The organism is Coprococcus sp. RTP31081st1_H1_RTP31081_211007, from assembly GCF_040227275.1.
In the GTDB taxonomy this organism is placed as follows: Bacteria; Bacillota; Clostridia; order Lachnospirales; family Lachnospiraceae; genus Coprococcus; species Coprococcus aceti.
On sequence record NZ_JBEHVP010000001.1, the window covers coordinates 930,813 to 943,759 of the forward strand.

At 45.6% G+C, this 12,947-nt stretch carries 14 protein-coding genes; 1 reads left to right on the forward strand and 13 read right to left on the reverse strand.

The window, feature by feature from the left end; translation table 11 throughout:
• The first annotated feature begins 396 nt into the window (after positions 1-396).
• Positions 397-1,098, forward strand: coding sequence for a DUF1836 domain-containing protein (locus tag ABUA31_RS04085; RefSeq protein ID WP_022216611.1), 702 nt, complete (start codon positions 397-399; stop codon positions 1,096-1,098).
• 112 nt (positions 1,099-1,210) lie between these two features.
• On the opposite strand, the gene ABUA31_RS04090 is transcribed toward ABUA31_RS04085, so the two are convergent.
• The 13 genes from ABUA31_RS04090 to ABUA31_RS04150 form a co-directional block, all read right to left on the reverse strand.
• On the reverse strand, positions 1,211-1,540 hold the full coding sequence (locus ABUA31_RS04090; RefSeq protein WP_015533300.1) for a YerC/YecD family TrpR-related protein: 330 nt from the start codon (positions 1,538-1,540) through the stop codon (positions 1,211-1,213).
• Positions 1,541-1,607: 67 nt separating this feature from the next.
• Positions 1,608-3,107 (reverse strand): alpha-amylase, encoded by a 1,500-nt coding sequence (locus ABUA31_RS04095; RefSeq protein WP_349818424.1) that lies wholly within the window; start codon positions 3,105-3,107, stop codon positions 1,608-1,610.
• Positions 3,108-3,323: 216 nt separating this feature from the next.
• Positions 3,324-4,541: an LL-diaminopimelate aminotransferase gene (locus ABUA31_RS04100; protein ID WP_022216612.1), complete on the reverse strand. Its 1,218-nt coding sequence runs from the start codon at positions 4,539-4,541 to the stop codon at positions 3,324-3,326.
• A 10-nt stretch (positions 4,542-4,551) separates the two neighbouring features.
• Complete coding sequence (gene dapF, locus ABUA31_RS04105) at positions 4,552-5,352, reverse strand: diaminopimelate epimerase (protein ID WP_055143828.1); 801 nt, start codon at positions 5,350-5,352, stop codon at positions 4,552-4,554.
• Between the two features lie 25 nt (positions 5,353-5,377).
• Complete coding sequence (locus ABUA31_RS04110) at positions 5,378-5,929, reverse strand: ANTAR domain-containing response regulator (RefSeq protein WP_349818423.1); 552 nt, start codon at positions 5,927-5,929, stop codon at positions 5,378-5,380.
• Between the two features lie 112 nt (positions 5,930-6,041).
• Positions 6,042-7,373, reverse strand: a complete 1,332-nt coding sequence (gene glnA, locus ABUA31_RS04115) for a type I glutamate--ammonia ligase (RefSeq protein ID WP_349818422.1) — start codon at positions 7,371-7,373, stop codon at positions 6,042-6,044.
• Positions 7,374-7,520: 147 nt separating this feature from the next.
• Positions 7,521-8,291: a DUF2705 family protein gene (locus ABUA31_RS04120; protein WP_349818421.1), complete on the reverse strand. Its 771-nt coding sequence runs from the start codon at positions 8,289-8,291 to the stop codon at positions 7,521-7,523.
• Positions 8,284-9,201: an ABC transporter ATP-binding protein gene (locus ABUA31_RS04125; RefSeq protein ID WP_349818420.1), complete on the reverse strand. Its 918-nt coding sequence runs from the start codon at positions 9,199-9,201 to the stop codon at positions 8,284-8,286. The genes ABUA31_RS04120 and ABUA31_RS04125 overlap by 8 nt, the downstream gene beginning before the upstream one ends.
• A 129-nt stretch (positions 9,202-9,330) precedes the next feature.
• Entirely contained in the window at positions 9,331-9,594 is a 264-nt protein-coding gene (gene rpsR, locus ABUA31_RS04130; RefSeq protein WP_015533306.1) for a 30S ribosomal protein S18, read from the reverse strand.
• Between the two features lie 17 nt (positions 9,595-9,611).
• Entirely contained in the window at positions 9,612-10,064 is a 453-nt protein-coding gene (locus ABUA31_RS04135) for a single-stranded DNA-binding protein (RefSeq protein ID WP_022216615.1), read from the reverse strand.
• Positions 10,065-10,080: 16 nt separating this feature from the next.
• On the reverse strand, positions 10,081-10,371 hold the full coding sequence (gene rpsF / locus ABUA31_RS04140; RefSeq protein ID WP_015533308.1) for a 30S ribosomal protein S6: 291 nt from the start codon (positions 10,369-10,371) through the stop codon (positions 10,081-10,083).
• Between the two features lie 123 nt (positions 10,372-10,494).
• A complete protein-coding gene (locus ABUA31_RS04145) occupies positions 10,495-11,265 on the reverse strand; it encodes a TIGR03915 family putative DNA repair protein (RefSeq protein WP_022216616.1) in 771 nt (256 codons plus the stop codon).
• 11 nt (positions 11,266-11,276) lie between these two features.
• Positions 11,277-12,806: a putative DNA modification/repair radical SAM protein gene (locus tag ABUA31_RS04150; RefSeq protein ID WP_349818419.1), complete on the reverse strand. Its 1,530-nt coding sequence runs from the start codon at positions 12,804-12,806 to the stop codon at positions 11,277-11,279.
• Positions 12,807-12,947: the final 141 nt, after the last annotated feature.

Here is a 12,947-nt window from a genome sequence, read left to right on the forward strand (position 1 = left end):
AAAGCACACAGGCTTGCGAAAGCTTGTGTGCTTTTCTCTTTTTTCGGCTCAAAAAGATACAATCGTCAAGCTTGCAGCCAGCTAGCATCCTGAGCATTCTCTTTCCTCTTGATTTTTTAACAAATTAATACGTTTTATAGTAAAACAACCTTGTAATGTAGTTTTGAATACTATATAATATGTCGTGTTGATTCAAAATCAACTGTTTATATGCGGTATTACACACTGCATAAACAACACATACTGCACAAAACAGCACATGCTGCGTAAACAATGCATACTGCATACACAGCACGTACAACTGTTGGAATATGTCAATTTGTGAACGGTATTTATGAACAGCATTTTCGCACAGCAGTTCCTGTGCGTGCTCCAACTAATATAAGAGGTGTCTATATGGATAAAAAGACAAATATTAAAGACATAATATCAATGGCCGGTGGCCTTGATTATATAAACCCTAAGGATATTCCTTCCATTGACCTGTACATGGATCAGTTGACCACCTTCATGGAGGATCAGCTTGGAAAGAACAGGCGCAATGACGAGGACAAGGTGATGACCAAGACCATGATCAACAACTACACGAAGAACAATCTTCTGCCATCGCCTAACAAGAAGAGATATTCTAAGCAGCACCTTATACTGCTCATTTATATATACTACCTGAAGAACATGCTCAGCATCAACGATATACAGACTCTGCTTGAGCCTCTTATAGATGGTTATTTTGATTCCAACAAGGACGGAAAGGATATTTCTGATATATACGCCCACTTGTATGAGCATCTATCCCAGCATTACGGTGACATCATCAAGGATATCGTGAGAACAGCCAACAAGGCTGATGCCATGTACGATCCTGAGAAGGACTCCTATCTCCACGATCTCAGCATGATCTCACTTCTCTCAGTTGATATATATGCCAAGAAGAAATATGTGGAGCATCTGGTAGACAAGCTCAGGCAGGAATCTGAGGAAGATGCCAAGGCGAAGGCTAAAGCCCAGGCACAGAAAGCCAGAGAGCAGGCAGCAGCCAAAGCCGCAAAGGCTAAGCAGCCACAGGCAAACGCCGCAGCCGAGGGCAGGAAAAAATAGTCAGCTTACGCACAACCAACAAGTATTGCGACCAGATTCCACAGGACTCCAGCCTGTAACACAAATAAAACCCCTGAACGATAAAATGTAATCGTTCAGGGGTTTTGTCTGACTACTTGTCGGTTTTCTCGTTGCTCTGCTTGTCATTCTGCTGGAAGCTCTTCATTCTTGAAAATACAAGCTCATATCCGTCCTTGCCATAATTCAGGGATCTGTTGACCCTGCTTATCGTGGCTGTGGACGCTCCGGTCTTCTCCGCAACCTCCAGATATGTGTTGTCTTCCTTCAGCATCTTGGCCACTGCAAAACGCTGTGCTATAGATAACAGTTCATTCACCGTGCATACATCCTCAAAGAAATTAAAGCACTCCTCTTCTGTCTCCAATGTAAGTATTGCCTCAAACAGATCCTGTACTGCCTCTGTATGTACTGTTTTTCCCATGTCTAAGCTCCTTTTTGACTTTCACGACTTTAGCGTGATAAAGTAATATATACTATATACCACTTTCTTATAATTTGCAATCTTTTTTGATCCAGACTGAAAGGCCTCTTCTGTTGACATAGAACTCGCCACAGCCCTCGTCATCTATCTTGATGTCATACTTGGCATTACCCATGACATCTGCAAAATGTGCTCCCGCAAACTGTCTGCCCACATACATTCTCTTGGTGCCGCCCATTCCATCGGACATGACAACCGCAAGTCCTGAATCCTTGTGCTCCTCGTCGCCCTCTCTGGTCCATCCAACAACCTCGCTGTGATCAAAGTAGTCGTGCTGAGTTCCGTATGCATATTTCTTTCTGAGCTTGAGCAGCTTATTCAGTATCGTCTTCTTCGACTTTACCTTAACCTGTGGTATTCCCGCATAGTCGCCGATATACAGGCACGGATAGCCCTGCTCTCTGAGCAGTATGACCGCATACGCCAGAGGCTTGAACCAATCCTCAACGTACGATTCCAGAACTCCTCCGACCTGGGATTCGTGGTTATCTACAAATGTAACAGCCTTCTCCGGATTGCTCATCATAAGTGAACCCTTAAGCAGATCTGCCATGTTATACTCTCCATCTGCCACAGATGCATCGTGGAAATTGAAGTGCAATGGCACATCGAACATGGATGCCTCATTGTCTGTGGCCTTGATATAGCCATTCAGATATTCTGTATTCCAGTGCCAGAAATCACCGACAGCAAATATGTCCTTATGTACATATTCCGGAGCCTCATCTACGCCCTTCTTCTTAGCGGCTACAGGGACATCAGATGTCGCTTCAATAAAATCCTTCACAAACCATGCAGGGATAGCCTCTGCCTCCTGGAATCTGAATCCGTCCACATCAGTGGTCTTCTCGTACCACTGAGCCCACGCCATGAGCTCGTCGTACACTTCCTGATTGTAGAAATCAATCTCGCTTCCAATTATATAATCATACTTGGAATATTCCTTGTCCGCCTCGTCATAATCCTTGCCCTCAAGAGCGCACACACGCTTCTTGAATTCTTCCTGCTTCCAGTCTATTCCCGCAAAATGCTTCCAGTTCCACTTGAACTTGGAATACTTTGACTTTCTTCCAGGGAATGTAAACTTTGAAAGTGCTCCCACAGTCTTCTTATTGCCGATCATCTGTGGAATATCTTTGGTGTTGAAATCGGCTGCTGTAACCTTCTCTATCCTGTCAGCGCCGAGCTTCTGTCTGACCGCAATGTCCGCATAGACATTTATCCCCTGACCCTTCATAGCCTTTATAGCAGCTATATACTCATCCTTAGTTCCATATCTGGTTCCAACTGAACCCTTCTGGTCAAACTCTCCCAGATCATACAGATCGTACGGAGCATACCCCATATCTTCTTTGCCCTGTGCTCCCTTTGTAGCAGGCGGAAACCATACAGCCGTAGCCCCCATCTTCTTCAGAACCGCAGCGTCCTCTGCTGCCTTTTTCCATAAATCCTGGCTGTCGGTCGTATTCGCTGTAAAATACTGTACCAAAAGTCCGTTATCCTTCATCTCAATACCTCCGTTATTGGCTTTTAATCACCCTTATAAGTCATTATATCAAATCTGAATATATGAGTAAAGACCGACAAATAACAAAAAACATGCCCGCAGACTCCCCTTACCGGAGTGCCTGCAGGCATGCCAAAGACACTATGTACTGTAACGTATATATCTCGGATCACACACGCTGATCCATGCATGTATACACCACAGCTTATAGCTGTATTACATATTCTTGATTCTCTCTATAGCTTCAACTGTATTCTCATAAGTTCCGAATGCAGTAAGTCTGAAATATCCCTCACCGCTTGGTCCGAAGCCTGAACCTGGGGTTCCGACTACATTTGCATTCTCAAGCAGATAATCGAAGAAATCCCATGATGACATGTTGTTCGGTGTCTTAAGCCAGATGTATGGCGCATTTACACCGCCTGATACAGTGTAGCCTGCATCCTTGAGTCCCTGTGAGATAACCTTTGCGTTGTTCATGTAGTATGCGATCTGAGCCTTTGTCTGAGCCTTGCCCTCGTCTGAGTACACTGCGTCTCCTGCTGCCTGAACAATGTATGGAGCGCCATTGAACTTTGTTCCATGTCTTCTTGCCCACAGGCTGTGCATTGACACGCCATCTGCGTCCTTCAGATCCTTTGGAACTACAGCATAGCCAAGACGTGTTCCTGTGAATCCTGCGTTCTTAGAAAAGCTCTTGAGCTCGATAGCACATGTCTTTGCGCCCTCGCACTCATATATTGTATGAGGAACATCCTCCTCGCTGATATATGCCTCGTATGCAGCATCGTAGATGATGACTGCTCCGACCTTATTTGCGTAATCTACCCACTCCTGAAGCTGATCCTTCTTGATCGTTGCTCCTGTAGGGTTGTTTGGGAAACACAGATATATGATGTCAGGTGTCTCCTTTGGAAGCTCTGGCGCAAAGTTATTGTCCGCAAGACATGGCATGTAAATTACATCGCTCCACAACTCTGTGTTCTTGTCGTATGTTCCTGTTCTTCCTGCCATTACATTTGAATCAACATATACAGGGTATACAGGATCACATACTGCAATCTTGCTGTCTGCTGTAAATATCTCCTGAATATTTGCTGAGTCACTCTTTGCCCCGTCGCTGACAAATATCTCATCAGCAGATATGTCCACGCCTCTGTCAGCATAGTCGTTCTTTGCTATGGTGTTTCTGAGGAACTCATAGCCGAGATCAGGAGCATATCCCTTGAATGTCTCCGCAACTGCCATCTCATCTACAGCCTTGTGAAGGCGCTCTATGATAGCCGGTGCAAGTGGCTGAGTCACATCACCGATACTGAGTCTTATAACCTTCTTGTCAGGGTGTGCCGCGCTGTACTCTCTCTGCTTTCTTCCAACTGTTGAGAAGAGATAACTTCCCGGAAGCTTTAAATAATTTTCATTTGCCTTAAACATATCTTTCCTCCTAATATATATCAGTCCAGCCTTCAAATACTTCCCTTGCCGGTCCTGTCATGTACATAGTTTCATTCTGCCTGTCGTAATCAATATCTAAAGTTCCTCCGAGCAATGAGACCTTTACCGAATCTCTCGTCCTGCCGGCAGCTATCCCCGCCGCCACAGCCGCACACGCGCCTGTACCGCACGCAAATGTCTCGCCGGAGCCGCGCTCCCACACTCGCATCCTCATATGATCTTCGTCAACGATCTGGACAAATTCTACATTTGTCCTGTTCGGGAACATGGGATGCACTTCCATCTCAGGCCCCAGAGTCTCCATCTGGCAGACATATATATCATCCACCCACACAACCGCATGGGGATTGCCCATGGATACCCGGACAAAATCCACGGTTTCATCAGGCAGAACAGCCATCTCGACAGCCGCACCTATATCCGGTCTGCCCATATCCACACATACCGCAACCACTCTTCCATCCTGCAGAATACATCTGAGCCGTTTTATACCCGCCTGTGTCTCCACAGTAAATTCCGTCTTCTCCGTCATTCCATGGTCGTATACATACTTGCCAAGGCATCTTATGCCATTTCCACACATCTCTGCCCTGCTGCCATCCGCATTGTATATATCCATATTAAAATCAGCCCTGGCCGAAGGTCCTATAAGTATCAGTCCGTCGCCCCCAATGCCCCTGTGCCTGTCACTGACAAGCCTGGCTAAGATCTCCGGATCATATACCTTTTCTCTGAAGCAGTTCACGTACACGTAGTCATTTCCAAGTCCTTCCATCTTCGTGAATCGCAATAGAAAGCCTCCCTCTTGATCTGTTTTAAAAACAATCTGAATTATCCAGTATCATATATGCCATCTCGACTATATTTATACCGTTATCCATGCTCTTCTTTTGCAGATATCTGTGAGCGCCCTGTTCATCATACTCAAAGTCGTGCATAAGCTTGAGTTTTGCCGCCGTGATGACCTTCTTCTCTTCCTCGGTTCTCTCCTTCGGCCTGGACTTTCTCTTTTTTCTCTCCCACAGAAGATTCTCTATTGTGAGACTTACGGTATTCACAAAGTCCATGGACTTTATCGGCATAGACAGACATACCACGCCGCTGTCCCGGACTTCCTCATAATTCTTCTTGCTGCTGAGCACGATCATGTCAAAATATTTCGGAATATAATTCTCAAGATCTGAATACATCATATCCAGGAATTTATATCCACATATTATGACTCCATCGTCACACGCATCCGCAGCCTGCGCCGCCTGGGCTCCGGTTGTACACACCTTTGTAACACTTATACCATTGCGAATGAGCAGGTTTTTTATACTCTTTGCTTCCTCTATTTTCGGAAAAACTATTATAACATTTACCAAATCAAAGACCTCTCAATCGTGTATGTATAGCTATTATCAAATATATAGGTAAGCAGACCTTTCGCTCCGCTTACCTATACTACTCATCATTTTATATTGTTCGTGTATAAGATCAGATTTTGTACAGATAGTTTGAGATCTCCCAGTCTGTAACCTGTCTTGTGTACTCATTCCACTCATCCATCTTGGCACTTGTATATCTCTCGAAGATGTGTGAACCAACTGCCTCCTTCATGAAGTCGCTCTCGCTCATGGCAAGAGTTGCCTCTCTGAGGTTTGCAGGAAGGCTGTGGATATGACGTGCCTTCTTCTCCTCTGCAGTGAGGTTGAATATATTTGTATCTACACTTGGTGGAACTGGAAGCTGACGCTTGATTCCGTCAAGTCCTGCTTTAAGGCATACTGCCATGGCAAGGTATGGGTTAGCTGTTGGATCCGGACATCTGAGCTCAACTCTTGTTCCTGCACCACGTGCACTTGGAATTCTGATAAGTGGACTTCTGTTCTTTGCTGACCATGCGATGTAAATAGGAGCCTCATAGCCTGGAACAAGTCTCTTGTATGAATTTACAAGCGGGTTGGTGATGGCTGTCATCTCCTTCATATGCTCCATGATTCCGGCGATGAACCAGTAAGCCTCCTGGCTAAGTCCTAGCTTATCGTTCTCATCTGCAAATATGTTCTTGCCATCCTTCTGGAGCGACATGTTCATATGCATACCTGAACCGCATACGCCATACTTTGGCTTTGGCATGAATGTTGCGCAGAGACCATGTCTCTTGGCAATAGTCTTTACAACCAGTTTGAATGTCTCGATGTTGTCGGCGGTTCTCAAAGCCTCACCGTACTTGAAATCTATCTCATGCTGTGCAGGAGCTACCTCATGGTGTGATGCCTCGATCTCAAATCCCATCTGCTCAAGAGTAAGAACCATATCTCTTCTCGCATTCTCACCGAAATCCAGTGGTCCGAGATCAAAATAGCTTGCTCTCTCGTATGTGTTAGTTGTAGGCATTCCGTTCTCATCTGTCTGGAAGAGGAAGAACTCACACTCAGGACCTACATTCATAGTGTAACCCATCTCTTTTGCCTCAGCCAGAGCTCTCTTAAGTACATATCTTGGATCGCCCTCAAATGGTGTTCCATCAGGCTTATATACATCACATATAAGTCTTGCAACCTTTCCCTGCTGTGGTCTCCAAGGGAATGTCTCATATGTATCATAATCAGGATACAGATACATATCTGACTCCTCAATTCTCGCAAAGCCCTCTATAGAAGAACCGTCGAACATGATCTTGTTGTCAAGTGCCTTCTCTATCTGGCTTGAGGTTATCGCTACGTTCTTAAGGTCACCAAAAATATCTGTGAACTGAAGTCTTATAAACTCAACATCATCTTCTTTGACCTTTTTCAGTATGTCTTCCTTTGTGTATTTTCCCATCGTTATACTCCTTTTCTACACATTGTTTGATCCTCTGCATGTAAATCCCTATGAGTTTTTCTCATAGCTAGAGTTATAATAAACTTTGACAGAACTTTTGTCAACACAGATGAACGGTTGAGCAAATGTATATTCTGTCATAATTCTCTATCGAAGATCTCTCTTCCTGAATGTCAACCACGTTGCCACTATCATCACCGCGCCATACGCAGCGGCCACTGCCAGGGATATTCCCGCGTGACTCCAGTCTATATCGACCTGACTCATCTCCCTCACAGAGCTGAACGGCATATAGCCCAGTATTTTCTCCAGAACATCCGACTGGAACAGCACAGGCATGATCTGCACGCCGAGATCCACCAGGAAAAACAGCAGCAGATTCACGGATACGGACGCTGCCTTGGACGTCAACGCAAATGCAAGGAATACGCATGTCATATATAACATCGTAAGCACAAAGCCCTCGCACGCTATCGATCTCAGCATATATCCCGCCACATTCAGGGTAAATGCCTTTCCAAAGCCTCCACAAATGCATCCTCCTATGGTATATACAAGTATGTCCTCAAGAGAGAGTATCCATATCGCCACTATATATACTATGATCTTCGAAAACATTATATGTGCCCTGCTGTGTCCCCGGGCTATCGCACACTGGATATCCCTGGACTTGTAATCGCTGGTGATGAGCGACGCCGCAATAAATCCAAACAGCATGCCGGACACTGAGCTTCCAGAAAACGAGCCCAGCAGATACTGGAACTGAAAATCTCCCGTGAGTTCTATTCCGAGAATATCTCCAACCAATCCCACCGAGATCAGATATATTATATCCTGGACAAAGAAAACTATCAGGCACACCCTGAAGCCCAGGCTCTTATACAGCTTATAAAATTCAGCCGACAACAGTTCACGCATAATGAGCACCCCCTATCCTGTGAATAAAGTAGTTCTCAAGGCTCTCCTCCTCGAGATGGTACTCACTGACAAACACCCTCTCATTGTAGAGAACCCATGCCAGCTCGTCTGAGTTTACCGGCTGGTCCACGATTATCTCATCGCCATTCACATACACATTCACTATATTGTATCTCATAGCAAGTATATCAAGAACCTTCTTCACATCATTGGTGCGCAATCTCAGTCTCCTGTGGCACTTCGCGTCAAGCTGCGTTGCAGAGAGGCAGTCTATGATCTGTCCTCTGTCTATCATTATGTAGTCCGTTGCCAGCTCGTGAAGCTCTGTGAGTATATGGCTGGATATAAGTATCGTCACACCAAATCTCTGATTTATCTGCTTGAGAAGATTTCTTATCTCAACTATTCCAACCGGATCAAGTCCGTTTATCGGCTCATCCAATAGCAGGAGATCCGGACCTGACAGCATGGCACAGCCAATCGCCAGCCTCTGTTTCATTCCCATCGAATAATTCCTAAACTTCTTCTTGCCAACGCCCTGCAATCCAACATTTGCTATGGTCTGCTCGATGAGCTTGTCGTTCTTTATCCCCCTCAGCTTCATATTAAGCTTTATGTTGTCTACAGCATTATAATTGTCGTGCAGTCCGGCATGTTTGCACACCGTTCCTATCCTCTTTCTGGCATTCACCAGCCCCTTGCTGTCACTGGCGCCAAATAATTCTATCTCTCCCTCGTCAGGAAACAACAGACCATTGATATGATTGATCAGGGTAGTCTTTCCTGCCCCGTTCTGTCCTATAAAGCCATATATCTTCCCCCTTTCAAGAGATATATTGACATTGGACAAAACAGTATTCTTTCCAAATGTCTTCGTGAGTCCGCTTACTCTCACAACATTCTCTGCCATTTATCCCCCACCTTTCTGTCCTCATAAAATACGCCTACAGGAAATAATATTCTATGAATTTACACAAAAACCCGTCATCCAGCACATAGCTGAACAACGGGTCCTTTATATACTTATCAATGATAAGAATTAATCCTGAACGTATGGTAATATTGCGATCTGTCTAGCTCTCTTAACAGCAATTGTGATTGCTCTCTGATGCTTAGCACATGTTCCTGTGATTCTTCTTGGAAGGATCTTACCTCTCTCTGAGATATACTTTCTGAGTGCGTTTGAATCCTTGTAATCGATCACAGCCTCTTTATTAGCACAATACTCGCAGACTTTCTTTCTTCTACGGATATTTCTTCTCTTCATTGGAGCGTCAGCTCTATCAGTCTTATTGTAAGCCATTGTATTTACCTCCTATTTTACTTGAATGGTAAATCGTCCTCAATACCTTCCGGTATACTCATGAAGCCCTCAGCTCCTGCATTGCCAGGTGCCGGTCTTCCTGCTGGCTGATATCCACCGCCTGATGCCTGTCCGCTTGCAGCCTTGCTCTCAGCAAACTCCTGCTCCTCAACAACAACATCAGTTGTGTACACCTTGTTACCATCCTTATTCGTATAGCTTCCAGTCTGGATTCTACCTGTTATAGCAATCTTCGTTCCCTGCTTCAGGTACTTCTCTGCAAACTCAGCGCTCCTGCCAAATGCAACGCAGCCGATGAAGTCTGCACTCTGGTCGCCATTTCTATTGAATCTTCTGTCTACAGCCAATGTGTATCTTGCAATAGCCATCTGGCCATCACCTGTGTTTGACTGTGAATATCTAACTTCCGGGTCTCTTGTGAGACGACCCATCAATATTACCTTGTTCATTATAGAATACCTCCTATTACTCGGCGTCTAATCTAACGCAAAGATATCTAAGAACTGATTCCATAATACGAATGTTAGCCTCAAGCTGAGCTGGAACTCCAGCCTCTGCATCAAACTGAATGAAGTAGTAGTATGCTTCGCCCATCTTCTGAATCTCGTAAGCAAGCTTCTTGAGTCCACACTCGTTAACTTCTGTAATTGTTGCGTTAGCCTTCTCAATATAAGACTTAACCTTATCAACTACAGCTGTTCTGGCTTCCTCATCAATCTTTGCACTAACAACTAAAGTTAATTCATATTTGTTCATTACATTGCACCTCCTTATGGTCTCTGGCCCACAGTCATCTGTGAGCAAGGAAAATATGATTAATACATCACAAGTTCAGATACTATCATATTTTTCCAGCCAATTCAAGCATTTTTTCTATGATCATCCCAAAAATTCTGTGGCATGCTTTCTCGACCACAAAGGGAACATGCTTCTCTGGCATCTGTAGTTCTCTCTCTGCTCCACGCCCACCGCGCTGAAGAATGTTCTCCACATATCTGTGTAATCATCCTCCATATATTCTGCACTGCCCAGCGTCTCCATCTCCTGATCTGTAAGCCGCCTCACATACATATCCGAATCCACCGGATGCACCACGGCGTAACGTCTGCCATCATCCACTATCAGCCAGTATTCTGACGGCATCCTGTCCGCAAAATGACTGGCGACAAGAAGCGCAACATCGTCCTTTGGTTCTATATGACATACATACACCCGCCCTTGGACAGCAGTGAATCTGGCTATCTCCCTGAATAGATGTGCCTCGTTGCTCACACTCCGCCCAAGCTCCATGATACGCATCACCTCCGGACTTATGAGCATATGTTCCACCTTTCGGCCCTCGGCAAATGCCAGTATCAGATATCTGTACACAGTGTCCAGTGCATCCTCCTGATGCGACAATAGTGCATTGAATACGTTGCGGTACACCAGCCAGGATACCTTCTTCACAGACCGGGTAAACTTCTGCACCTTGTCCGCATCCGGCTCGACATGTATATAGTCAGCGAACATATCCAGTTGTTCCACAGGCTCCTTCATAAGCATCACATGGTCGTGTCCGACCTGCAGTGCCATACTCCACGCCTCATATATGCATGTAGCCATATCGTCATATCTGTCTCTGCATGTGAAAACCTTCATATTGTCCATAACTTCCACCTTCACGTCTTCATTCCTATATCAAATAAAGTCATCTGTCTATACTGTTCATTGCCGTGTGATGCCTGCCAGTTCTCTCCCCGGCTCAGATCCGTCATCTCCCTGACAATGTAATCCCTCTCTATAGGGATCCTGTACATCATACGTCCGCCACACGTTATAAAATAATGTGCTCTCTTAAGCACCACCCCCATCTTCTTCAGATTATCGAAATCCAGACTTCCGTATCTGCGGGCTCTCACTATCCTGCCCGCCGACTTCGGCCCTATGCCGGGAATCCTGAGAAGCAGATCATACGGTGCCGTCTGCACCTCCACCGGGAACTGGTCAAGATGCCTCACTGCCCAGTTGCACTTCGGATCCATTCTCTGATCGAGGTTCGGCTCGTTCTCAGACAATATCTCCTCAGCGTGGAATCCATAATATCTGAGCAGCCAGTCCGCCTGATACAATCTGTGCTCACGGAGCAATGGAACCGCCGTATCCAACGCAGGGAGTGCCGAGTCCTCGTTGATCGGTATATACGCGGAGTAGAACACACGCTTCAGATCGTATCGCTGATACAGTCTCTGGGCTGTGTGTATGAGCGTGTAATCTGACTCTCCGCTGGCTCCAACTATCATCTGTGTGCTCTGTCCCGCCGGGGCAAATGCCTGTCTCCTGTCTGTATCTCCAAACATGACAGGGAGGGGCGAAGAGGCAGCACCGATGTCTCTTTTATCAGAGGTCATTCCATCTGTGAGTGCCTCTGCTGCTGACATCTGCAGAGCACCATGTCTTTCCTGCCCTGCCAGCTCTGCTTTGTATGCAGTCAGATCCTTCTGCAGATTCTTCTCGTTGAATATGCTTCCAGTAAGGTATCTGTTGATACCGCTCCTCTCCATACGCGCAGTCTTGCCCACCGCCAGTCTGTGAGATTCTATAGTGCTGGTCAGCTTGCCCATGGGATCAAGTATGGTGTCAAAGCTCTTGTTCGGGGCAAGCTTCTTCAGACTCTCCTCAGTCGGCAGCTCCATATTAACACTTATCCTGTCCGCTAAATATCCCACCATGCTTATAAGCTCATCCGATGCCCCCGGAATGGTCTTCACATGGATATATCCATTGAACCTGTACTTCGTCCTGAGAAGATACAGAGTCTCACACATCCTCTGCATGGTGTATGTCGGATTCCTGAGCACACCGGAGCTCAGGAACAACCCTTCTATATAATTCCTCTTGTAGAACTCTATGACCAGATCGCACAGCTCCTCCGGTTCAAATGTCGCTCTTGGCACATCATTGCTTCTGCGGTTCAGACAGTACTTGCAGTCATATACACAGTGGTTCGTCATAAGGACCTTAAGCAGCGATATACATCTTCCATCCGCTGCAAAGCTGTGACATATACCACATGATACACTGTTGCCCAGGGCTCCCTTCTGTCCCTTCCTGTCCACTCCACTGGATGTACACGCCACATCATACTTCGCCGCATCCGCCAGTATATTCAGTTTTTCCTTCGTTGTAAGTCCTGTAATTATCTCGTTCATGCATAATATTATACGAACATTTGTTCGGTATTGCAAGAGGTAATTTCTGGTTGCCGGTTAAAGCATAATATTACTTATGGATGGCGCAGACAAAAAAGACCGGACACACTCTGAACGAATGTATCCGGTCTTCTCTATGCG

Excerpts from the sequence above, each read along its gene's own strand:
- ABUA31_RS04145 (WP_022216616.1), bottom strand. The coding sequence starts at position 11,265 with ATGGACAATATGAAGGTTTTCACATGCAGAGACAGATATGACGATATG.
- rpsR (WP_015533306.1), bottom strand. The coding sequence starts at position 9,594 with ATGGCTTACAATAAGACTGATAGAGCTGACGCTCCAATGAAGAGAAGA.
- ABUA31_RS04095 (WP_349818424.1), bottom strand. The coding sequence starts at position 3,107 with ATGAAGGATAACGGACTTTTGGTACAGTATTTTACAGCGAATACGACC.
- rpsF (WP_015533308.1), bottom strand. The coding sequence starts at position 10,371 with ATGAACAAATATGAATTAACTTTAGTTGTTAGTGCAAAGATTGATGAG.
- ABUA31_RS04120 (WP_349818421.1), bottom strand. The coding sequence starts at position 8,291 with ATGCGTGAACTGTTGTCGGCTGAATTTTATAAGCTGTATAAGAGCCTG.
- glnA (WP_349818422.1), bottom strand. The coding sequence starts at position 7,373 with ATGGGAAAATACACAAAGGAAGACATACTGAAAAAGGTCAAAGAAGAT.
- ABUA31_RS04125 (WP_349818420.1), bottom strand. The coding sequence starts at position 9,201 with ATGGCAGAGAATGTTGTGAGAGTAAGCGGACTCACGAAGACATTTGGA.
- ABUA31_RS04085 (WP_022216611.1), top strand. The coding sequence starts at position 397 with ATGGATAAAAAGACAAATATTAAAGACATAATATCAATGGCCGGTGGC.
- ABUA31_RS04150 (WP_349818419.1), bottom strand. The coding sequence starts at position 12,806 with ATGAACGAGATAATTACAGGACTTACAACGAAGGAAAAACTGAATATA.
- ABUA31_RS04100 (WP_022216612.1), bottom strand. The coding sequence starts at position 4,541 with ATGTTTAAGGCAAATGAAAATTATTTAAAGCTTCCGGGAAGTTATCTC.
- ABUA31_RS04090 (WP_015533300.1), bottom strand. The coding sequence starts at position 1,540 with ATGGGAAAAACAGTACATACAGAGGCAGTACAGGATCTGTTTGAGGCA.
- ABUA31_RS04135 (WP_022216615.1), bottom strand. The coding sequence starts at position 10,064 with ATGAACAAGGTAATATTGATGGGTCGTCTCACAAGAGACCCGGAAGTT.